Annotated in this window: 21 protein-coding genes; 7 read left to right on the forward strand and 14 right to left on the reverse strand. The window is 42.9% G+C overall.

Features of this window, described 5'->3' with window-relative positions; all coding sequences use genetic code 11:
• Positions 1-10: 10 nt before the first annotated feature.
• The 5 genes from hflC to gltX all read right to left on the reverse strand — a co-directional run bounded on the left by hflC (position 11) and on the right by gltX (position 5,170).
• Positions 11-883 (reverse strand): protease modulator HflC, encoded by an 873-nt coding sequence (hflC, locus tag Q8J82_RS07110; protein WP_304890487.1) that lies wholly within the window; start codon positions 881-883, stop codon positions 11-13.
• Positions 884-892: 9 nt separating this feature from the next.
• Positions 893-2,086: an FtsH protease activity modulator HflK gene (gene hflK, locus Q8J82_RS07115; RefSeq protein WP_305328022.1), complete on the reverse strand. Its 1,194-nt coding sequence runs from the start codon at positions 2,084-2,086 to the stop codon at positions 893-895.
• Between the two features lie 102 nt (positions 2,087-2,188).
• On the reverse strand, positions 2,189-3,331 hold the full coding sequence (gene hflX, locus Q8J82_RS07120) for a GTPase HflX (RefSeq protein WP_305252342.1): 1,143 nt from the start codon (positions 3,329-3,331) through the stop codon (positions 2,189-2,191).
• A 12-nt stretch (positions 3,332-3,343) separates the two neighbouring features.
• On the reverse strand, positions 3,344-3,580 hold the full coding sequence (hfq, locus tag Q8J82_RS07125) for an RNA chaperone Hfq (protein WP_304890482.1): 237 nt from the start codon (positions 3,578-3,580) through the stop codon (positions 3,344-3,346).
• Between the two features lie 180 nt (positions 3,581-3,760).
• Entirely contained in the window at positions 3,761-5,170 is a 1,410-nt protein-coding gene (gene gltX, locus Q8J82_RS07130) for a glutamate--tRNA ligase (RefSeq protein ID WP_305328023.1), read from the reverse strand.
• A gap of 207 nt (positions 5,171-5,377) precedes the next feature.
• Between gltX and Q8J82_RS07135 the strand changes: the two genes are divergently transcribed.
• A complete protein-coding gene (locus Q8J82_RS07135; RefSeq protein WP_304890484.1) occupies positions 5,378-7,087 on the forward strand; it encodes a hypothetical protein in 1,710 nt (569 codons plus the stop codon).
• Positions 7,088-7,168: 81 nt separating this feature from the next.
• Here Q8J82_RS07135 and Q8J82_RS07140 read toward each other — a convergent pair whose 3' ends face one another.
• The 3 genes from Q8J82_RS07140 to Q8J82_RS07150 are packed head-to-tail and all read right to left on the reverse strand — an operon-like array spanning position 7,169 to position 12,989.
• Positions 7,169-8,608: an efflux transporter outer membrane subunit gene (locus Q8J82_RS07140; protein ID WP_305328024.1), complete on the reverse strand. Its 1,440-nt coding sequence runs from the start codon at positions 8,606-8,608 to the stop codon at positions 7,169-7,171.
• Positions 8,608-11,751, reverse strand: a complete 3,144-nt coding sequence (locus Q8J82_RS07145) for an efflux RND transporter permease subunit (protein ID WP_305328025.1) — start codon at positions 11,749-11,751, stop codon at positions 8,608-8,610. The genes Q8J82_RS07140 and Q8J82_RS07145 overlap by 1 nt, the downstream gene beginning before the upstream one ends.
• 5 nt (positions 11,752-11,756) lie before the next feature.
• Positions 11,757-12,989 carry an efflux RND transporter periplasmic adaptor subunit gene (locus tag Q8J82_RS07150; RefSeq protein ID WP_304908185.1) on the reverse strand — a complete coding sequence of 411 codons (1,233 nt, stop codon included), beginning with the start codon at positions 12,987-12,989 and terminating at the stop codon, positions 11,757-11,759.
• A gap of 223 nt (positions 12,990-13,212) precedes the next feature.
• Between Q8J82_RS07150 and Q8J82_RS07155 the strand changes: the two genes are divergently transcribed.
• The gene (locus tag Q8J82_RS07155; protein WP_304892112.1) at positions 13,213-13,833 is read left to right on the forward strand and encodes a TetR family transcriptional regulator; all 621 of its coding nucleotides are present in this window, start codon (positions 13,213-13,215) and stop codon (positions 13,831-13,833) included.
• A gap of 72 nt (positions 13,834-13,905) precedes the next feature.
• Entirely contained in the window at positions 13,906-14,229 is a 324-nt protein-coding gene (locus Q8J82_RS07160) for a hypothetical protein (RefSeq protein ID WP_304908184.1), read from the forward strand.
• 1 nt (position 14,230) lies between these two features.
• Here the strand turns inward: Q8J82_RS07160 and Q8J82_RS07165 are convergent, their stop codons facing one another.
• Positions 14,231-14,779, reverse strand: coding sequence for a flavodoxin family protein (locus tag Q8J82_RS07165; protein WP_304892110.1), 549 nt, complete (start codon positions 14,777-14,779; stop codon positions 14,231-14,233).
• Between the two features lie 129 nt (positions 14,780-14,908).
• Between Q8J82_RS07165 and Q8J82_RS07170 the strand changes: the two genes are divergently transcribed.
• Entirely contained in the window at positions 14,909-15,313 is a 405-nt protein-coding gene (locus Q8J82_RS07170; protein ID WP_304892109.1) for a helix-turn-helix domain-containing protein, read from the forward strand.
• 38 nt (positions 15,314-15,351) lie between these two features.
• On the opposite strand, the gene Q8J82_RS07175 is transcribed toward Q8J82_RS07170, so the two are convergent.
• The 3 genes from Q8J82_RS07175 to Q8J82_RS07185 all read right to left on the reverse strand — a co-directional run bounded on the left by Q8J82_RS07175 (position 15,352) and on the right by Q8J82_RS07185 (position 18,180).
• Complete coding sequence (locus Q8J82_RS07175) at positions 15,352-15,705, reverse strand: glutaredoxin family protein (RefSeq protein ID WP_304892108.1); 354 nt, start codon at positions 15,703-15,705, stop codon at positions 15,352-15,354.
• A gap of 2 nt (positions 15,706-15,707) precedes the next feature.
• Entirely contained in the window at positions 15,708-17,045 is a 1,338-nt protein-coding gene (rimO, locus tag Q8J82_RS07180) for a 30S ribosomal protein S12 methylthiotransferase RimO (protein ID WP_304892107.1), read from the reverse strand.
• A 220-nt stretch (positions 17,046-17,265) separates the two neighbouring features.
• Complete coding sequence (locus Q8J82_RS07185; RefSeq protein WP_305328026.1) at positions 17,266-18,180, reverse strand: ZIP family metal transporter; 915 nt, start codon at positions 18,178-18,180, stop codon at positions 17,266-17,268.
• Between the two features lie 166 nt (positions 18,181-18,346).
• Here Q8J82_RS07185 and ygiD point away from each other — a divergent pair, with 166 nt between their 5' ends.
• Positions 18,347-19,132, forward strand: coding sequence for a 4,5-DOPA dioxygenase extradiol (ygiD, locus tag Q8J82_RS07190; RefSeq protein ID WP_305328027.1), 786 nt, complete (start codon positions 18,347-18,349; stop codon positions 19,130-19,132).
• A 9-nt stretch (positions 19,133-19,141) separates the two neighbouring features.
• Here ygiD and pgeF read toward each other — a convergent pair whose 3' ends face one another.
• Together pgeF and rluD are read right to left on the reverse strand one after the other, a co-directional pair.
• A complete protein-coding gene (gene pgeF / locus Q8J82_RS07195; protein ID WP_305328028.1) occupies positions 19,142-19,885 on the reverse strand; it encodes a peptidoglycan editing factor PgeF in 744 nt (247 codons plus the stop codon).
• A gap of 3 nt (positions 19,886-19,888) precedes the next feature.
• Positions 19,889-20,983: a 23S rRNA pseudouridine(1911/1915/1917) synthase RluD gene (gene rluD / locus Q8J82_RS07200; RefSeq protein WP_304908181.1), complete on the reverse strand. Its 1,095-nt coding sequence runs from the start codon at positions 20,981-20,983 to the stop codon at positions 19,889-19,891.
• A 40-nt stretch (positions 20,984-21,023) separates the two neighbouring features.
• Here rluD and Q8J82_RS07205 point away from each other — a divergent pair, with 40 nt between their 5' ends.
• A complete protein-coding gene (locus Q8J82_RS07205) occupies positions 21,024-21,827 on the forward strand; it encodes an outer membrane protein assembly factor BamD (RefSeq protein ID WP_304892102.1) in 804 nt (267 codons plus the stop codon).
• 53 nt (positions 21,828-21,880) lie between these two features.
• A complete protein-coding gene (locus Q8J82_RS07210; RefSeq protein ID WP_304892101.1) occupies positions 21,881-22,213 on the forward strand; it encodes a hypothetical protein in 333 nt (110 codons plus the stop codon).
• Positions 22,214-22,594: the final 381 nt, after the last annotated feature.

Genomic DNA, 22,594 nt, shown 5'->3' on the forward strand with positions numbered 1-22,594 from the left:
CCCGCGCCCTTTACTTTTTAGCGGGACTGCGCATGTACTTGAAGAAGTCTGAACCCGGATCAAGTACCATCACATCACTCTTGCTATTAAAGCTATTTTTGTAAGCTTCAGTGCTACGATAAAATGCGTAAAATTCAGGGTTTTTGCCATAAGACTGACTATAAATCGCTGCGGCTGTAGCATCACCTTCACCTTTGGCTTTCTGTGCTTCACGGTAAGCTTCAGCGATAATCACTTCGCGTTGTTTGTCAGCATCAGCACGAATTTTTTCAGAGGCTGCTGAACCTTCTGACCTGAGCTGATTTGCAAGACGCTTACGTTCTGCAATCATACGATCAAATACAGATTTACTAATTTCTTCAGCATAATCCACGCGTTTTAAACGTACATCAACCACCTCAATACCCATTTGGCGTGCTTCTATATCGGCCTTCTTACGTAAATTATCCATCACAACACCACGCTCACCAGCAATGACATCATGCACGGTACGTTTACCAAATTCGGTACGCAATCCAGCATTTACCACTTTTGAAAGCCTATCTTCTGCCGCAGCCTCGCCGCCTTCTTTGATAGAAACATAGTATCTTGCAGGATCAATAATGCGCCATTTTACAAATGAATCTACCATCATATATTTATTTTCACTGGTAATAAATTTGGCAGGCTGCTCCCAATCCAGGGTAAGAATGCGATTGTCAAAATACTTTAAATTATCAATTAATGGCACTTTGAAATAAAGCCCAGGTACTTTTTTAACAGAAACTATTTCACCCAAGCGCTGCACCAATACATATTGTGTCTGACTTACCGTAAAGGCTGATGCCGACAACAATAAAATTGCAGCAAATATCGCAATAAGAATACTCGTAAAATTTTTCATCATAATCCCTTACCTGGTTTCTCTGTCACGGCCACGAAAAGCATCACGTGTACGATCAGTGGTTGACGCTGACTCTGGTACTGTAGGCGCCTGCGGGTTTAGAGATTGCATTGATTGCGACTGCTGAGATGGCGTATTGCCAGTAGCACCGATTAACTTATCAAGCGGCAGATACAACATGCTGTTTCCTGCTTTTTGATCAACCACGACCTTGCTCACATTAGACAAAATTTGTTCTTGTGCATCTAAAAATAAACGTTGACGAGTGACTTCTGGCGCATTGTTGTATTGCGTTAAAATCTGATCAAAACGACTGGCATTACCTTTAGCTTCACTTTCAATTTTTAGCTTATAACCTGCAGATTCAGCTAATAACCGAGATGCCGTACCGCGCGCTTTTGGTATCACGTCATTGGCATAGGCTTGACCTTCGTTAATCTGACGTTGATTATCCTGATTAGCACGGTTCACATCTTCAAATGCTTCTTGTACCTGCTCAGGCGGTTGAGCACTTTGTAGAGACACACTGATGATTTTGACACCCGCTTTATAGCTATCTAAAATAACTTGCATACGCTCTGATGTGTCTTGCAAACCTTTTTGTAGCAAGTCATCTAACTTATTCTTACCTACCACTTCGCGAATGGCAGTTTCAGCCGCAGACATAACAGCAGCATCTGTTGAGCGGTTCTTGAATAAATAGTCTTTAGCATTTTTAAGGTTGTATTGAACCGCAAATTGCAAATCAATGATGTTTTCATCTTCGGTCAACATCAAAGCTTCTTTTGGCTGCTTGGTTTTACCACCGCCACTCTCGCTACTACTTCTATAACCGACTTCAAGTCTGCGCACCTGCTCCATATTAACCACGGTGACTGTCTCAATCGGGTAAGGTAAATGCCAGCGCGGGCCAGGTTCTGTTGTCTCATCAAGCGCTTTACCAAAGCGCTGCACCACACCCAACGAACCTTGATCAACAATATAAAATCCAGTGGCTAGCCAGATTAAAGCAACAATCACGATAATGGGTAATACTGGCAGATTCACACTATTGATTCTTGGAATGTCTGGCTGACGATTGGGTTGATTACCACCGCCTTTACCGAATAAGCCATTAATTTTGCGGCTTATATCACGCATCACTTCATCTAAATCAGGCGGGCCTTCATTATTTTGTGCTCGCCATCCAGGGAATTTAATCATTTATCACTCCAAAAACTTTCCATTTAATATTTTAAACAATCGCAGCCAGAGCATACCAAAAACCGATATTTAGACCGCTGATAAACTCCGAATACGATTGTTTTACGCGTAAGCGCTTTCTTCTGTACTTAACTTCTGCAGATGCTGGTTGTACTCTGCCATTGCCAGCCTTAACAAATCCATTCCTTCACCCGTTTTAGCAGATGCATGTATAGTCACGATTCTACCATATTCGTCCCGGCTAATAGAGGGCGATAAGCCCACTCTGTCTATTTGGTTGTGAACCAAAATCTGCGGCACATTTGCTGCACCAATCTCAAGCAATACTTTATTCACTTGTGCGATTTGCTCATCGCGGTTACTACTAGCCGTATCTACAATGTGTAATAGCAAGTCGGCCTGAGCCGCCTCTTCTAACGTTGCGCCAAACGCCTCCACTAAAGCATGTGGCAAATGCTTAATGAAACCTACCGTATCTGAAAGTACCACCGCACCACAATCTTCGACATAAATCTTATGGGTTGTGGTATCTAGAGTGGCAAATAATTGATCGGCCACATATAAATCAGCTTTTGTTAAACGATTAAATACCGTAGATTTACCCGCATTGGTATAACCTACCAATGATACTGTCATTACGTTTGAGCGTTTACGGGCCCTACGCTGCATACCACGCTGCGCTTTAAGTTTAATGAGTTTCTCACGCAACTGCCTAACACGCACGCGCAACATACGGCGATCTAGCTCTAGCTGAGTTTCGCCTGGCCCGCCACGCACGCCGATACCGCCTTTTTGACGTTCCAAGTGGGTCCAGCCGCGCACCAATCTTGTAGACAGATGCTCTAGCTGAGCTAACTCAACTTGCAGTTTACCTTCATGGCTCTGTGCACGCTGGCTAAATATATCAAGAATTAAGCCCGTTCTATCCACCACACGCGCTTGTAGCAGCCGCTCTAAATTTCGTTGCTGCGAAGGGGATAAATCATGATTGAATACCGCAATATTAGATTCGCTGGCCTGCATCATTTGTGCAAGTTCATCAGCCTTACCACTTCCGATAAAAAGCTTAGCGTCAGGTGTCGAGCGCTTACCCTCTATTGTGCCGCGTATCGCCAGCCCAGCGCTAATACTCAACTGACGAAGTTCGTGTAGACTTTCTTCGTAATCAGTATCACCAAAATCCACACTCACCATAATGGCAGCATCGCCGTGGCCTGATATATCAGAACCAGGCCTTTCAAACATATCTTTCAACGCTTATTCATCACCTTCTGGCAAACTGATATTTACCATACGTGCAGGCACAATCGTTGAAATAGCGTGTTTATAAACCATTTGAGTAACGGTATTTTTAAGTAGAATCACGTACTGATCAAATGAATCAACCTGACCTTGTAATTTAATACCATTGACGAGATAAATAGATACAGCGACATGTTCTTTACGTAAAGCGTTAAGAAATGGGTCTTGTAACATTTGCCCTTTTTGAATCATGACTTCTCCTATTGCTTGGAGTTAAATAAATAATACGTAGCATCAGCTACATTGCTGATATTACTCTAGTTGAGATTAAGAACAATGCATTTTGTTCAATTACTTCTACCCAATTCCTCTACTTCACAACTGATATGAGGTAATTGACGGTGATTTCAATAGTCTTGAGAAATATAACGTCTAATTTAAAGTCATATTCATTCTTGCAAGCACTTCATCTTTCCCTAATATCGCCATTACCGCATCAATACTGGGTGATTGCGCTCCGCCTGTGAGCATTACACGTAACGGCATAGCCACCTTGGGGAATTTAAGCGCATTGCTGGTCACCGCATATTCTATAGCGGCATGTATAGCTTCAACAGTCCAATCTATACTCACCAATTGCGTTGCCAAGGTGTTGAGTACTGGTAAAATATCTGCAGTAATATGTTTCTCTTTGGCCACTTCATCAATTTGCGGCTTACTATAAAAATACGCAATGCTTTGCGCTAATTCATTCAAAGTATTGGCGCGGTCGCGATATAAAGCAATCGCCTCTTTAATGGCGGGTTGTGTTGCAATCGCTATACCCATGCGCCCAAGACGCTGGGTAATGTCTTTTGCCAACACCTCCAGATTTGCAGCTTTGATGTAATGGTTATTCAGCCAATTCAATTTTTCAGTATTAAATTGCGCTGCAGATGGCGTGATATGGTCTAAATCAAACCATTCTGCGAATTGTTGCTTACTAAACACCTCTTCATCACCATGACTCCAGCCTAAGCGTGCTAGATAATTAATCACAGCTTCTGGTAGATAGCCGTCTTCATCATATTGCATCACGCTCACAGCACCGTGTCGCTTGGATAGCTTTTGACCATCATTACCTAAAATCATCGACAAATGCGCGTATTGCGGAACGATAATAGTTGAATCAATTTCAGCCAATGCCTTTAGCAGGTTAATTTGGCGCGGCGTATTATTAACATGATCATCACCACGAATCACCTGCGTAATACCCATATCACTATCGTCGACCACCACACAAAAGTTATAAGTCGGCGTACCATCGGCGCGGGCAATAATTAAATCATCAAGTTCGCTATTGGAGATTTCGATACGGCCTTTTACCATGTCATCCCAAGCCACCACACCGTCTTGAGGATTCTTAAAGCGAATCACAGGCGGGACATCTTTAGGAACAGCAGGCAAAACCTTACCCGCCTCTGGACGCCATTTTCCCTCATAGCGTGGCTTTTTCTTATTCGCCATTTGCTGCTCACGCAAGGCATCGAGCTCTTCTTTACTGCTGTAGCAATAATACGCACTTCCAGCATCCAACATAGTTTGAATCACTTGCTTGTAACGATCCATACGCTGCATTTGGTAAAAAGGACCCTCGTCATAATCCAATCCCAGCCACTGCATACCATCCAATATGGCCTGTACAGCCTCTGGTGTACTGCGGGCAACATCGGTATCCTCAATGCGTAAAATAAAAGTTCCGCCATGTTTTTTTGCAAAAGCCCAGGAAAATAACGCGGTACGAGCGCCACCTATGTGAAGAAAACCTGTAGGGCTGGGAGCAAAACGTGTGCGAACAATCATATTTAACAGTAATTAACAAAAACAATAATGTTGCTATTTTATCATGGCTGCGAATTTAGCTCTAAGGTAATCATGGCTTTATCGTAAGTCAAAATTTTCGCCTAAAAATTCCTACGCAATAATTGGCACGCCATTTGCTTAATATTACTTTGTTAAGTGTCATAGATCATATTGCTTAAAATAATATACAGATAGAAAGCACTCAAAATGGAATTTCTTCAAAAAATATTTAATCATTCAAAAGCACCAAAACACTTGGACGTTTTGGCTTGGGGCAATGAATTGGATGGGATGGATGATATCTCGGCTATTGAGCATTCCACCAAACGATTAAATGAAGACTCCAAAAAGAATATTTTTCAAGATGATCAATATCTGGAAGCGCTTTTTTCGATTGACGAAAAAACACACATTATTGTCGAGAGAATTACAGCACATTACATCAATATCGACAATATGAGCATTGAGCTTGAAGAGCGCATCGCTAATGCTGTCTTTTTATATTACCGCCAACAGTTTTTAATTTACTACACACTCATTGAAAACCTAGCAGCGTTTCAGCCAAAATCTTTGCTATTAATGTTGGTGCGCGCAATTAACCATGCAACGCAAATGATAAAATGGCGTTATTACAACTATCAGAGCGCCCCCGCAAATGTTTGGTCTCAGCTATCAAAGTTATATTTGATAGCTGAGAAACAAGCAATTCTTGATAGTTACGTTCGCACTTACAACGATCAGGAAATATCTACCATTTCATCAGGCTATATTCAAGCCTGCATGCTTGGCAGTTTAGAAAGCCTAAGCTTTCAGCGCAAGCAGATTGAACTGGTCAGTAAAATGCTGGCCAGCTGGACACCAAAAATTCTTATCCAAAATAAATATGATCAAAATAAACATTTATTTTATGTGGATACTTCTAGTGACAGCCCTGCTAAACGTATTAGAAATTTTAAACCATCCGATAGCTGCCGATACTGGTGTTTTGATAGCGTCAACCTGAAAGTTGAGCTCTGTTTGTCATTGATTGAATACAACATCTCTCCTAAACAACAAGAGATGAAAGACTTTATTACAGATAAATATGCATTAGCCACTTTAGGAATTTTGCGTACTGAGTGGTCTCGCATTGAATATAAACGGCAGCGCAGGAACATTGAGCGGGTAAAGACAACCAAATATGCGACCACCACCTTTGGCTTTGAAGACACTTGCTACCATATCAAACAACATGAAAACATTCGTGTACAACGCTCGGGGAAATCATACCAAGGCAACAAGTCATTTGATGAACGATTAGCTACACATTCGCTGAGCAAAGACCAAACTGAACCTAACGTCATCTACTTAGACTTAGGCGCGGGTCAATCTAAAATTATTGACGAAAGCAGCCAAGGTATTGGCATGTACACAAATAAGCCAGCTCATGAAGTAAGCTTAGGTATGCTGGTTGGCGTTTCAATTACCGATGAAAAAATAGACACTAAAATTGGTGTCATACGCAGCATCAAACCAGTAATCGGACATGAATTACACATTGGGATAGAGTTGTTAAGCACTTCAGCTTTTTGTGTAGAAGCTGAAAATATCAGTTTAACCACGTCTAAATCTTCCGGTGCTACAGGCGCTGGTGATAATAATAACAGTGCAAAAACTTCCAGCTTTACCAGAACCCCCCCTGTGAACTTAAACGGCATTGCTTCAAGTTTCACTTGCTTATTCTTACCTAAAGTGTTCACCAACTCTAAACAAGAATCTATACTTGTGCCACGGCTTCATTACAACAAAAATGATGTATATAAAATCAACCTCTCAGGTAAAGACTTTCAAGTTAAATTTACCGAAACATTGGAGTACCACGATAACTGGTTACGTATTGTTTATGCTGAAGTCGAAGAAAAACAACTTGTCGCATAATGTTCTAATCGAATAAATCTTTTATGGCCAAGCATCTTGTGGTGCTTGGCCGCCAATTATTTTAAGTCAATTCGCAAGCAGCTACTTAACTTGCTGTACATCACTCTCCTGCCAGCCGCCACCAAGCGCTTTAAATAACTCAACTGTCGCAACTAGCCTTACCTGACGACTTTGCACATAAGACAAGGCAGCATCGTTATAAACTCTCTGCGCATCTAGCACATCTAAATAGGCAGAATAACCCGACTGATAGCGATTTTCAGATATTTCTAATGCTTTTTTTGCTGCTTGTTGACTTGTATTGAGTGCCGTTTCTCGTTCAGTGTTTTGACGCAAATTGACCAGCGCATCGTTTACTTCCCTAAAGGCGCTTTGGACTGCGCCCTCGTAACTGGCTAAAGCTTGTTTTTGCTTGGCGCTAGCTTGCTCAACTTTTGAATTCAATCTTCCTGAGTCAAAAATTGGCAAATACAAATTCAAACCACCTGTCCAAATACGTGCAGCTGATTTAAGTATATCGCCCAGTTCCAGGCTTTCACCACCAAGACCTGCTGTAAGTGAGATAGTAGGATACAAGGCAGCTTTTGCCACACCAATTTTTGCATTGGCTGCAATCATCTGCTCTTCAGCCTGGCGTATATCCGGACGTGCTTCTAATAAACTTGAAGGTAAGCCTGCGGGCGGCGTTGGCGGTATTGGTAAAGATTTAATATCAGCGCTTGCGATATTAAGATTTAAGTCCCCTGTCAGCAAAGCTAACTGGTGCAGACTCAATGCTCTCAATCTTGTCAATTCTGCTAATTGAGCACTTAAGTTCGCACTAGCCACCTCAGCCTGATGCACGTCCAAAGCTGATGAAACGCCCCCTTCTAAACGTCGTTTCGTCAATCCAAGACTTGCTTCACGGCTTTTAATATTGTCTTGCAAGATAACAATTTGCGTATCTAAACTTCGCAATATTAAATAATTACTTGCCACCAAACCGGATAATGAAAGTGCGACAGTATCTTTTGCATACTGAGTAGATAAAACTTGCGCACGTGCTGACTCTTTAGCACGGCTTAATTTTCCCCAAAAATCAATCTCAAATGACGTACCCAATTGGGCTTTATAGTTACTTCGTGGGTTACGGCTGACTGGATTGGCGCCAAGTTCTGTGACACGTGTTCGGCTAGCGTCTGCGTTTAAATCTATCTGTGGAAATGTCGCAGCGCCGACCTCGCGCGCCGATGCTTCGGACTCTTCAATACGTGCTACCGCCAACTTTATGTCTGTATTATTCTGCAAGGCTTTATTCACCAGATCATTTAACAGCTGATCTTGATACTGCGTCCACCAAGTATTAGAAATCTTGTTTGGCGCTTGATCTGCAGCCTCGGTAAATTGAGCTGGCACAACCAACTCTGGGCGCTCATAATTTGGCCCTACAATTTGACACGCTGAAAGTAAAAAAGCAGGTATTACCAAGCCAATAAGTTTTATGCCTAATGGCTTGGTTTGATTGAGATATAAACTAAACATCACACAGTTTCCTTTGCTTTGATTTCCATTTCTAATTTACCGTGATGCCTGACATGCTTTCCTGATAACCATGTAAAAAATAAGGGGATAAATATCGTAGCGATAAAAGTCGCTAATATCATGCCACCGAATACGCCTGTACCCATTGAACGGCGAGCCGCCGCACCAGCCCCAGTGGCAAAAACCAGCGGCACGATACCTAACACAAACGCCATCGAAGTCATCACAATGGGTCTAAACCGCATGCGGGCCGCCTCCAAAGCAGCTTGTGCAACAGGCATACCCTGCTCCATTTTCTGGCTGGCAAATTCCACAATTAAAATGGCATTTTTAGCCGCTAACCCTATCAACGTAATCAGCCCAATCTGGAAGTAAATGTCGTTAGGCATACCACGCAATAGCACCGCCAAAAAAGCCCCTGCAAGTGCAAACGGTACAGCCATAATGACGGCTAATGGCAGTGCCCATGTCTCAAATTGCGCTGCTAATATGAGAAACACCATGACAATGGCAAAACCGAAAGCAAACATTGCCGCTGAACCCGTACGTTTCTCTTGATAAGCTTGCGCCGTCCAGGCAATTTGGTAACCATCTGGCAGGCTAACTTTAGCGATTCTTTCAACCGTGCTAATCGCATCGCCAGAGCTTACCCCTGGTGCGCCGCTACCAAACACTTTTGCCGAAAGCAAGCCGTTGTAACGCTCAAGTTGTTCAGCACCAACTATGGTACTCACTTTACTTAAAGCAGAGAGCGGAATCATGTTACCTTCAGGAGACAAAGCACTAGGCTGACTGCGCACATAAACTTTTCCCAAATCCTCCTGCTTCATTCTGAATTGAGGTTCAGCTTGCAGTTGCACTCTATATGTGCGCCCATTTTTATTAAAATCATTCACATAGAATGACCCCATGGTGCTTTGCAAAGTAGCATATATGTCAGAAATTTTAACGCCTAATGAAATCGCTTTCGCTTCATCCACCTCAATTTTCAGCTGTGGCACGGTCGGACGGAAAAAAGTATTTAACCCGGTTAGTTTTGGTTCTGCTCTCAACGCATCTATGAAATTATTCATTATTTGCGCAAGCTTAATCGGGTCAGTGTCCCGCAGGCTTTGCACATACACTTCAAAGCCGCCTGCTGAACCTAAGCCACGAATTGCTGGCGGGTTTACCGCAAAACCCATACCGTCAGGCTGACTCATCCCAATACCAAACAATTTACCTACAATATCGTCTGCAGTAGTTGTACGTTCACTCCAATCTTTAAGCCGCACAAACATGGTAGCGGCATTGGTTTTATTCGCACCAGTCAGCAGTTCCAGACCATTCACGGCAAACTCGTGAGCAACTGCCGGGTCTTGTGCAATGGCTGCGCGAATATTTTCAGTTGTTTTAGTGGTACGGCTTAATGTTGCACCGTCAGGCATCACAACAATCGTCACGACATAACCCTGATCCTCAGCTGGCACAAAGCTACCTGGTACTTTCATAAACAAGAAGATCATTGCAATCAAAATACCACCAAATGCCAAACCGCCAATAATTCTATGCTTGAGTGTTAAACTCACTGTATCTGTATAAAAATGTGTGAACTTATTGAACCCGCTATTAAATTTTTCAAAAAACCAGCTTGTGCGATGCGTTTTCTTCAAAATCAGGGCGCAAAGCGCAGGCGTTAAAGTTAAAGCGACGATCCCGGAAATCACCACAGAAATGGCAACCGTCACCGCAAATTGCCGATACAACTCACCTGCGATTCCGCCCTGAAAAGCGACAGGCACAAATACGGCACACAATACCAGTACAATCGCCACTACCGCTGCTGACACCTGGTGAATCGATTTAATCGCAGCAGACAATGGATCTAGATTTTCCTCCCGCATCAATCGCTCAGTGTTTTCAAGCACCACAATCGCATCATCCACCACGATACCAATCGCCAAAATCATGGCAAAAAGCGTTAGCAGGTTAATAGAAAAACCAAAAACATAAAGTCCAGCAAAAGTACCAATCAGAGAAATTGGCACTGCAATAATAGGAATTAGCGTTGCGCGCCAGCTTTGTAAAAATAAAAATACGACTAAAACGACTAATACCAAGGCTTCGCCGAACGTTTTTAACACCTCTTTAATGGTAGCTTTAACAAAATCACTCGTATCATAAGGAATGGTGTATTGCATGCCCGCCGGAAAGTTGACTTTAAGTTCTTCAATTTTGGCCTTAATACCTTTGGCTGTATCCAAAGCGTTGGCACCACTTTGCAAAAAGATAGGGATAGCCACACCCGGCTGACCATTCAGTGCAGATGTAACATTGTAACTTTGAGCGCCTAGCTCAATGCGTGCCACGTCTTTTAGATAAAGAATTCCGCGCGGCCCATTAGCTTTAATAATAATATTGCCGAACTGTTCAGGGTCGACCAATCGACCCTTGGCAGTCACTGTATATACTAACTGCTGGTCTGCAGGTGCTGGCTCTTGACCAATTTTTCCCGCAGCATATTGATTATTTTGTGCACTAATTGCAGAGGCAATATCACTGGTACTCACCCCTAACTGCGCCATACGGTCCGGGCGCAACCAAACACGCATTGAATAATCTTGCCCACCGAATATCAACGAGTCACCTACGCCTTTAACACGCTTAAATTCATCCAATACGTTTAGTGTGGCGTAGTTACTTAAAAATAAACGATCATGCTTTACATCTTTTGAAGTCAGCATCACCACTAACAAAATATCGTTCGACTTTTTCTGCACAATCAGACCGTTACGACGCACATCATCTGGTAGGCGTGGCGTGGCGATATTCACACGATTGCTTACATTAAATGTCGCTTGGTCAACATTGGTCCCCACTTCAAAAGTGGCAGTAATCACCAGCGTGCCGCTAGAATCTGCGCTGGAATTGAAATACAACAAATTATCAACACCACTTAACTGTTCTTCAATGGGCCCTGCAACGGTTTTAGAAAGCGTTTCAGCACTCGCACCTGGATAGGATGCGGTAATAGTGACAGTAGGCGGCGCAATTTGGGGGTATTGTGCAATTGGCAACTTGAATGCCGCTGCCAAGCCTGCCAATACGATAATGATTGAAAGTACAGAGGCGAAAATCGGCCGCGTGATAAAAAACTTGGTCATGTCTTTTATCCTTTTTTAGCGGGGTTATTTGCAGTTGGCATAGCTGCTGGCGCCGAACCCAATGGATGTGGTTTAACAGCGGCACCTGGGCGAACTTTAATCAAGTTATCAGCAATCACCAGCTCGCCAGCCTTTAAGCCACTCAATACGACCCAATCCTTGCCTTGCCAGCCACCCTCTACAATTGGGCGCATGGCTGCTACAGTTTGACCTTCTTTATCTTTTTCTGCCACAAAAACAAATTTACCTTGATCATTCGTTAATATTGCGGTTTGCGGCAATAAAAACACCCCTTCACGTGTGCCTGTGGCCACACGAATGCGCACGAACTGCCCAGGCAGTAAGCGTTTATCTTCATTTTCGAATGTTGCGCGTAGTTGCTGCGTACCAAGCTGCGGGTCTATTCCACTTGCCGCAAAATTTAATTGTCCTTTTTTATCATACGTCGTTCCGTCAGCCAATACCAAAGTCACATCTTTAACATTTGCAGGGGATACATGGCCGCCAAGTGCCGCAAGCTCACTGTCAGACAAACTGAAACGCACCCATATCGGGCTAATTTGGCTTACTTTTGTGAGTAAGCTTGTATTCGCATTAACCAGTGCCCCTTCAGAAAACTCAAAGCGGCCTGCAATGCCTGACAATGGCGATGTCACAGTTGTATATGATAAATTCAGTTGCGCTTCACGCACGCCAGCATCATATTGTGCAAGCCCTGCACGAGCCATACTATGGTCTGATGATGCATTATCAGCCTCGCGCTTACTAATCGATTGTGATGCTAGCAAACTATCTAAACGTGTCGCTTCGCGCTGAGTCTGTACTACGCGTGCCTCTTGCTGCGCCAATTGTGCCTTGGCATTTGAAAGCGCAATCTGGTATGGCACAGGATCAATTAAAAACATCGCCTGGCCAGCCTTAACAGTCGATCCCTCTTCAAATAGTTTTTTCAGTAAAATGCCACCCACACGCGGACGAATCTCTACTTCTTTAGCACCCTCAGTTTGCGCGACAACTTCCGCACTAATAGGTACGCTGGTTGCCTTCAGCTCTATCACACCAACTGGCATGGCAGGCATAGAGCCTCCCGCTTTCGCTGACGGATCATCCGTTTTACCACAACCAGTTAAAGCCAAACCGACCATCAGGGCTACGGCAGTGGACTTTACTGACCATGCTAAAAATAGAGTATTTATGAGGTTTTTTGAAGGGCGTTGTTGTGCGTTGTCGAATAACATTAATAGCTCCACGTATTAATTAGCTTTTTGCTTATTATGCTGATAATTAATATAGTTAATTTAAATATCTAAGGAATGCACGCTTGCTTACATTCACATTTGTATGTATATTATATACAAACAAGAATGTATGTATATAAGTTTTTACATTTTTCTAAAAAATTTATTTTATAGTTTGCCAATTAAAAACAAGCGAACTATTTGAATGAAAAGAGCAATATAAATGGTAAGAAAAACTAAAGAAGATGCTGAGCTGACGCGAAAACGCATTATTAATGCGGCACGCGAGGTATTTTTAACACGTGGAGTGAGTCGCTCCACCTTAGAGCATATTGCAACACAGGCTGAAGTGACGCGCGGTGCGGTATATTGGCATTTTAAAAATAAAACCGAGATTTTCCATGCAATACGTGAACAAGTATTATTGCCTCTCATCGACCGCATGGACGACAGCCTCACCTTAGAAGGTAATGAAGACCCGCTCACCCAAATTGAATATAGCCTTTGTCAAACTATTGATGACCTCAATGAGAACATCGAAATGCGTCAAACGTATGAAATCATGATGATTAAATGCGAATATGTAGATGAGTTTTCAGCAGTACTTCAACAAATTCTGGATAACTGCTCAAGCATCACAGGAAAAATTAAGCTTGCCTACGAGCGCGCACAAACACAAAATCTTTTAGCTGGTTCACATACCCCCCTTGAATTAGCACTCGATACTCATTTGTTCTTTAGCGGACTACTCCACATGTGGGTTAAAGACTCGGATGGCATCAGGTTTCGTTATCAAGCAAAAGATCTCATCAAATCACATATTAATCTACGTAGAAAGCAATAATTCATAAGCAAAAACTTGTTAATCGCTGATTGCGGCGATAATATAATGATGCACTAAGCTTAGGGGGACATTGTGGAAATTCATATAGGCGAGATTTACGGCAAACAAACTACAGCTAAATTTGTAATGTACAACGTACTAAAGATTAGTAAAGCCGTGGTTACATTGCAAAATATCGATAACCCACTCAGCCTGTTTGAAACCACCGCACAAAAACTTGCAAGTTCAGGCTATATACGCGTCAGTCAAACGCCATTCATTGACCTAGAAGCAACAACTCCTAAGCGTCGCAAAGCTGCAAAAAAACCAACCCGCTGCCCACTCACCGTGGATTTTCTAGAAGAGCGCGCTGACAGTCAGCGCCCCGCCCCCATACACCAAGACTTATTCGCTTAACTTATGCTTTAGCTGCAAATTCAGCAACACGTACACCTAATAGTTTCGCAGTTTCCAAATCACCTTTATTTACCTCATCTGGCGAAGAGTCACTAGGTGAAGTCATTAACGCACCAGAAAAACCTCCTACATAATTCACGTCACCATGCTTGGCTGCTTTTGCATTTGCTGGCATTAAGCCAGTACCCACCCAAACACCTGAGTGCTGCATAGCAAGCGTAATTAAATACTGAATCGTCGAAAATTTATCGCCATTCATCGTGGCAGAATTGGTGAAACCTGCAAATATTTTGTTTTTCCATTTTTGCACGAACCAAGCTTTAGAACTGGCATCCGCAAACTTTTTAAACTGCCAACTGACAGAGCCCATATAAGTTGGCGAGCCCATGATAATGGCTTTAGCAGCATCTAATTTTGCCCAGTCTGCTTCTGTAATATCACCATTCGCATCAATGGCGACTAAATCTGCCTTTGCACCTTCGGCAACTGCTTCGGCCTGTTTTTTCGTATGTCCATAACCACTGTGGTAAATCACTACAATAGCTGCCATGTGATATTCCTTTTTATAGATTGTTTAAAAGATGGAGCAGAGTATAATCCCATTAGTTACTTTAAGTAAGTAGGCACCAAAACATTATATAGGCACTTTTTAGATACCTGTATAAAATAAGGATACAGTATGGACACTACAGAAAACCAATCTACCCAACCGCAGGCATGCGCATTTAATGCAGACTGCCCAACGCGTTTGATACTCAATAGAATTGCAGATAAATGGACTGTACTTGTCATGATATTACTAGAAAGCGAAACCAAACGCTTTAGCAATCTGCAACGTGAAATAGGTGGAATATCGCAAAAAATGCTCACTCAAACTTTACGCGGCTTAGAGCGTGACGGCTTAGTCAGCAGAAAAGTATATGCTACCGTACCTCCAAAAGTAGAATATGCGCTCACCCCGCTTGGGCACACGCTTAAAGATTTACTTTACGCCATTAAAACCTGGTCTGAAACCAATATTGAAGAGGTCTTAACTGCACAAAATAGCTATGATCAGTTAAACACAAAGCAACTCATCGCTTAATGGTGTGTAAGTTAAATAATTTTTGCACGGCCTATTCGCTAATTAATTCTATTTTCATAGATTGCCGCTAGTAAACCATCTTTATCATAGCCAAAAATAACGGCATCCCCGACTTTTATTACAGGGACACCTTTTCCACCCAATGCAGCATGTTGCCTGCGACCCTCTTCGGACTTTTCTATATCGTACTCAGTAAAGGCTATATTTTGTTCTGCTAACAGCTCTCTTGTTTTTTTACAATATCCGCACCACGAAGTGGTGTAAAGAATCACTGGATTCTTTGTGTATGATTGAGTGGCTGAAATTGTTTGTTCATCATTAAACAATGGTTCGATTCTGTACCAGTTTTGATATATCGCAAGCATTGCAAATAAAAATATTATCTTTTTCATGCTCAACTTCTCGGTGGCCCGCCCCGTAAATCATGCCCATCCGCACTATAAATCTCAACCTCAACAAAATCACCCGGCGTTAAACCATCCGCATCTTCCATATACACTACACCGTCAATTTCAGGCGCATCGGCTTTAGTACGGCCTATTGCTTCAATGTTACCTTCAGAATCAGAGACAATTTCATCGACTAACACTGTCTGAATGCTACCGATTTTGCTGTGTAACTTAGCGGCACTAATACGCTCTTGTACCGCCATAAATCGGCTTAAACGCTCTTGTTTAACTTCTTCTGGCACTGGATTAGGCAACTCATTGGCTTTTGCGCCGTCCACCGCAGAATAAGCAAAGCAACCAACTCTATCCAATTGCGCTTCTTCCAAGAAGTCGAGCAATATTTGGAAGTCGTCTTCGGTTTCACCTGGGAAACCCGCAATAAATGTACTTCTTACGGTAATATCCGGGCAAATTTCACGCCATGCTTTGATTCGCGCTAGATTGTTCTCTGCATGCGCCGGGCGCTTCATAGCCTTGAGAATGCGTGGGCTGGCATGCTGAAAAGGTACATCCAGGTAAGGTAATATCAAGCCATCTGCCATTAGAGGAATCACTTCATCTACATGCGGATAGGGATAAACATAGTGCAAACGCGTCCATACACCCAACTCACTCAAACTTTGGCAAAGCTCGGTCATGCGCGTTTTAACAGGGCGGCCATTCCAAAAACCTGGACGATATTTCACATCTACACCATACGCAGACGTGTCCTGTGAGATCACTAAAATCTCACTTACACCTGCCTTCACTAAGTTTTCAGCCTCATTCAACACCTCACCAATCGGACGACTTACTAAATCGCCACGCATGCTTGGAATAATGCAGAAACTACAGCGATGATTACAGCCTTCAGAAATCTTTAAATATGCATAGTGGCTAGGCGTTAAACGTATGCCTTGCGGCGGAACTAAATCAATAAAAGGTTCGTGCAATTTTGGCAAGTTAGCATGCACGGCGGACATCACTTCCTCTAGTGCATGCGGTCCTGTCACGGCCAGAACACTAGGATGCGCCGCTTCAACCACGCCTTTTTTCGCTCCTAAACAGCCTGTGACAATCACCTTGCCATTTTTTTTAATAGCCTCACCAATCGCATCAAGCGACTCTTCAACCGCACTATCAATAAAGCCGCAGGTATTCACTACCACTAAATCAGAATCTTCATAACTGCCTGAAATCTCGTAGCCTTCAGCTCTCAATTGGGTGAGGATACGTTCTGCATCAGAGCCTGCCTTAGGGCATCCGAGCGAGACGAAGCCAACTTTTGGATTTGATAAACTCATTGTTACTCACCAACCTTTAAATTAAATTTATAACTTATGTACATTACTGCAATTGCTTGGCTCTCTGTCACCGTTCTCAGGCAGTAAAAGAAAAACCATCACTTCATACTTGCTGACATTTATATTTTACGGACGATTACCGTGCGCTTTATTACTTTTGATACTTGGCGTAAAGCATCGTCTATTTATTAAAGACAAAAAGCCCTTACTCAAGAACCAATCATTCCAAAACAAGGTGCGCGATCCAGATGGTTCCAACACCAATCGAGATGAGTAACACTTGAGCGATGGTTGCTCTTAATTCCGTACGTTTATGCAGACCTGGAATTAAATCTGCCACGGCTACATACAGCAAGCTGGAAGCTGCCAAAGCTAAAATAATCGGTATCCAGCTTTGTACGTACTGCAGCGCGAAATAGGCGATTAATCCACCCACCAAAGTGGCTACGCTAGAAACCAGATTAAATATTAACGCTTGTTTTTTGCTGTAGCCTGAATGCAGTAAGATTAAAAAATCCCCTACTTCTTGCGGAATCTCGTGCGCGATAATCGCCAATGCTGTCACGACACCTAATTTAATATCTACCGTAAAAGCTGCGGCTATTAAAATACCGTCAATAAAATTATGAAAAGTATCACCTATCATAATCATCAAACCGCTACGCCCGCCATCATGCGCATGTGAATGGGTGTGGCCGCTACTTAGTAGCACAGAAGGTTGCTGGGCGGCTACCGCTTTATATTTTCTGCCGCTATCATCAACGGCTTTTTCCGGGTGAGTGACCGGACAATTCTCTTCAGAATGGATTGCATGCACTTCACAATGATCACCATGACAATGCCGCCAAATCACTAATTTTTCCAAAACAAAAAATAACAATAATCCTAGCAATAAGGTAGCGGAAACTGTTTCTACACTACCCGCAATGCTAAACGCATGCGGTAAAATCTCTAAGAATACAGCGCCTAACATGGCGCCGATGGCGTAGCTCACTAGCATAGGTATCCATGCTGTGCGGACATTAAGGGCAAACAAGGCAGCCAAAGTAACGCTCATCACTCCGCCCAACAGGCTGACTAGAATAATCCATGAGAGTACAGATAATGGTGCCGAAGTGATTGCAAGGTTTAACATAAAATTCTGGGTTCAATATAAATTAAAGATAGTCTAAAACAACTCGCCTAAACTAACTTTTGAAGTGTGTATTATAAACGACCAAAGCCATAGCCGTAATTTATTGCTTGTTAAAGGCAGCTATCAACCCAATATTTAGTTTATGAATGAATAAATCAACATGATCATGAAAAACAAAGAAAACACTACACGTATGCCAGCCATGTTCATTGGTCATGGCAATCCGATGAACGCCATTACAGAAAACCCTTACCGTGAGGCATGGCTAGCGTTAGGAAAAACCTTGCCGAAACCAAATGCGATTCTTTGTATTTCCGCACACTGGCAAACACATGGTACACAAGTATGCGTAGTCGAAAAACCTAAAACCATTCATGATTTTGGTGGCTTCCCTGCTGAGTTATTCGCTCAGCAATACCCTGCGCCTGGCGCACCTGAATACGCAAAAATGGTCCGTGACTTATTTCCTGCTAATACCATCACAACTTCACAAGATTGGGGTTTAGATCATGGTGCTTGGTCGATATTACAATCGCTGTTTCCTGAAGCAGATGCGCCTGCTTTTCAGCTAAGTTTAAATGTAAATTTAGCTTTTGCTGAGCACTTTGCACTTGCCAAGCAACTGGCTAGCCTGCGTGAGCGCAGCGTAATGATCATTGGCAGCGGCAATATCGTGCATAATTTAGCCAGATTGAATATGCAAGGCACAACCCCTGACTGGGCAACAAATTTTGATACCTATATCAAAAATGCTCTTGAGATTAGCGATGAAGCAGCCTTATTAGACATTACTCATGCTGGCGATTCAGCCAAATTAGCCGTACCAACAGACGAACATTACTTACCTCTGTTATATATTGCAGCAGTGCGCCATCAAGATGACCATATGCAGTTCTTAACCGATAGTTTTGATTTAGGAAGCTTAAGTATGCGCAGTGTGATTTATAAATAATTTTTGTGATTATTCCGCTAGCCAAATTAAGCTAGCCATACGCCCCGTGACGTTATCGCGTCTAAATGAGAAAAAGCGCGCTTCATCTGTATAAGTGCAAAAATCTTCATTGCTGCTACCACCGTAAATTTGCGTAACGCCAACTTTACTCAAACGTTGCTGTGCAATCAAATACATATTGCACAGCCATTTATCCCCAAGTTTTTTAAACGCCGATGCAGCTTGATTGTCGTGTTGTATAAATTGCTCACGCACATCATCTCCAACCTCAAAGGCACTTGGGCCGATTGCTGGGCCAAGCCACGCTAAAATCTCGCTTTTTTCTACAGGTAATTTATTCACCGCTGCTTCAATGGCGCCATCACACAGGCCGCGCCAACCAGCGTGCACGGCTGCAATCACAGTACCGGCCTTGTCGCAAAGCAGCACTGGCAAACAATCGGCCGTCATGGTCACACAAACCACATTTGGTTTAGTGGTAAACGAGGCATCAGCATTTTGCAAACAAGTACTTTTAGCTGCATCAATCACTTCAATACCATGCACCTGATTCACCCACACAGGCTCGCTTGGCAAATAAGGGCTGAGCAATTGACGATTTTTAGCAACAGCAATAGAGTCATCATTCACATGCGCACCCAAGTTAAAGCTTGCATACGGCGCATGGCTAACGCCGCCAGTACGCGTAGTTTGCAGCGCTTTTACATTTGCCGGGGCTGGCCAATCAGGAATAATGAAATTCAACTCTTGCACGATTTACTCTTCGTCTTCCAACTCTAAATCATCATCGTCTTCACTAAAGTCTTCATCGTCCTCATAATCTTCATCAGATAAGTACGGTTCCATGCTGAATTCAAATTCTTCCTCATCGTCTTTGCGCGGATCTTCATGACGCATGGCCTCCAGCAAGGCTTTCATGTCGTCTGCCAGTTCAATCTGCCATTCTACAAACTCATTGGTCGCAGGGTGCATTAAACCAAGTTTAATCGCATGCAACGCCTGCCTGTTAAATCGACTCACTTCGTCGCGCAAAGTTTGCGTCATCACGCGAATAGGAATAATGCCTCGGAAACCATAAATAGGGTCCCCCACGATAGGTGCTTTTAAAAACTGCATGTGTACACGAATCTGATGTGTGCGGCCAGTTTCTAAGTTACAGCGCAAATAAGTCTGTACTGAAAAACGCTCCAATATCTCGTAACGCGTAATTGCTGGTTTACCCATACGGTTAATCGCCATTTTGGTACGTGAACGCGGGTCACGCCCAATCGGCTGGTCTACTACGCCGTTACGCCACAACTGCCCCCACACAATAGCTCGATACTCTCGCTTAACGGTTCGTGCCTGTAACTGACGCACTAAGTTAGTTTGTGCTGCTAAAGTTTTTGCAACCACCAGTAAGCCGCTGGTGTCTTTATCCAACCTATGCACAATACCTGCGCGCGGCACATCTGTTAATTCTGGTGCATGAAACAGCAAGGCATTTAACAGCGTACCGCTCCAATTGCCTGCCGCAGGGTGAACCACCATGCCCGCTGGCTTATTGACAACCAAAATATGCTCATCTTCAAATACAATATCAAGCGGAATATCTTCTGCGGTAAATGTATAGTTTTCAGGTTTGGCTTGCACCTGTACAATGACTTGCTCGCCTCCCCATACTTTGGTTTTAGAGGTGCTTAGTTGCATGTCTACTGTCACCAGACCACTTTTAATCCAGGCTTGTAAACGTGAGCGTGAGTGGTCTGGCAACATGCGTTGCAAAGCAACATCAAGACGCAATCCGCCTAAATCATGTGGGATAGTGAGCGTAAGAGTATTACTAAGAGGTTGTTGGGTAGTGTCTGTCATCGGTTATAATTATTACTAATTTCTTAAAGTAGGTTTTGGCATGAAGTATATCTTAATTTTAATGTTTGCCTTGTTAATCAATGGTTGCGCAATATTCGGTGCCCCTACTGAGCTTGACGACACCAAAGGGTTGACGGCTGAACGCATCTACCAAATGGGTGAAGAAAAAATGCGGAATAAAGACTATGATAAAGCCATAGTCTACTTTGGCAAGCTGGAGTCACGCTATCCAAATGGCCGATACGCGACACAGGCCCAGCTTGAAACTGCCTATGCACACTATAAAAAACAAGACCCAGTGTTAGCCGTAGCCGCAGCAGATCGTTTTATTAAACTGCATCCTAACCACCCTAATGTTGATTACGCTTATTATTTAAAAGGTTTAGCTGTATTTAACGAGCGTGGGATACTTGAAAAACTTACGAAACAACAAATTAGTGATCGTGATCCTCGCTCGTTACGTGATTCTTTTGTGACATTCAAAGAACTGGTTACGCGTTACCCAAACAGCCGCTATACAAAAGACGCCACTCAGCGCATGATATATCTAGCGAACAGCTTATCTGAACACGAACTGGACGTTGCACGCTACTACATGAAACGCCAAGCCTACCTAGCCGCCATTAACCGCTGTAAATATGTATTGGAATACTTTCCTCAAACACCAGGCGTTGAAGAAGCGCTGGTCATCATGATTAGCGCTTATGATTTATTGAGCTTGGATGACCTTAAAAACGACACCTTGCGTATTCTTGAAAAGAACTACCCAAACAGTGCCATGCTAGGCAAAGGCGCACCCACCGATGAACGCGTATGGTGGAAATTTTGGGAAGGTTTGTACTGACATATATTCACCTGTAGCAATGAACCTATTTTGAATATGTGAGCCAAATAGCCATGAACTATTTTAACAAGTTATCTGGGTTTACTAGGTCACCCTCTGGCTTTGAATGGGTTTTGCTTAAAAAGATACCTCATATATTTGTTATTAGCGGCGTAATACCATGCGCCATTATGCTAAAACTGTATTTAACTAATGACACATTAAATGCAGATCAGTTAAAAATAATTTACCAATGCCTAGGCGCTCTGTTCAGCATCTGGTTTTTAGTAGGGGCTGCCGCCATTGGCTGCATTGTAGTCATCATTATGAAAGGGCCTGCATACGTTGCAGACCCTTATGAATTGCCAGTTGAGAATAAAAAACTTGAAGATTTTCCGAATCTTTAGTTTTCATGGTGTACGTTTCATGGTGTACGCATTACGTGGCTAACTTGGTCATATATCAGGATTGATAATTTTCAGTTTATGTAGACTGGCAACGCCATTACTCAGAAATAAGAGCAAAGTGTTGGTCCCTATTTTTCTGGAACCATGCTAAAACTCTTAGTCATAGAATTGAATCCATTCATCTTAATTAGTCGACCCAAGCCAACTGCAATTGTTAGTTGCTACGATGCAGCAGTATTAAAATATCGCTCAGTTCAAATAGTTAGAAATCACTAGAACTGCGTTGTTCAGGACCGACTAATCAACGGTCTGTTTTTGTGAATGCCCACAGCAATACTTGAGAATTTCGCCCAGAATTTTATATTTCAGTGCCTGTACTGC

It is taken from the genome of Methylotenera sp. (assembly GCF_030684185.1).
Classification (GTDB): domain Bacteria; phylum Pseudomonadota; class Gammaproteobacteria; order Burkholderiales; family Methylophilaceae; genus Methylotenera.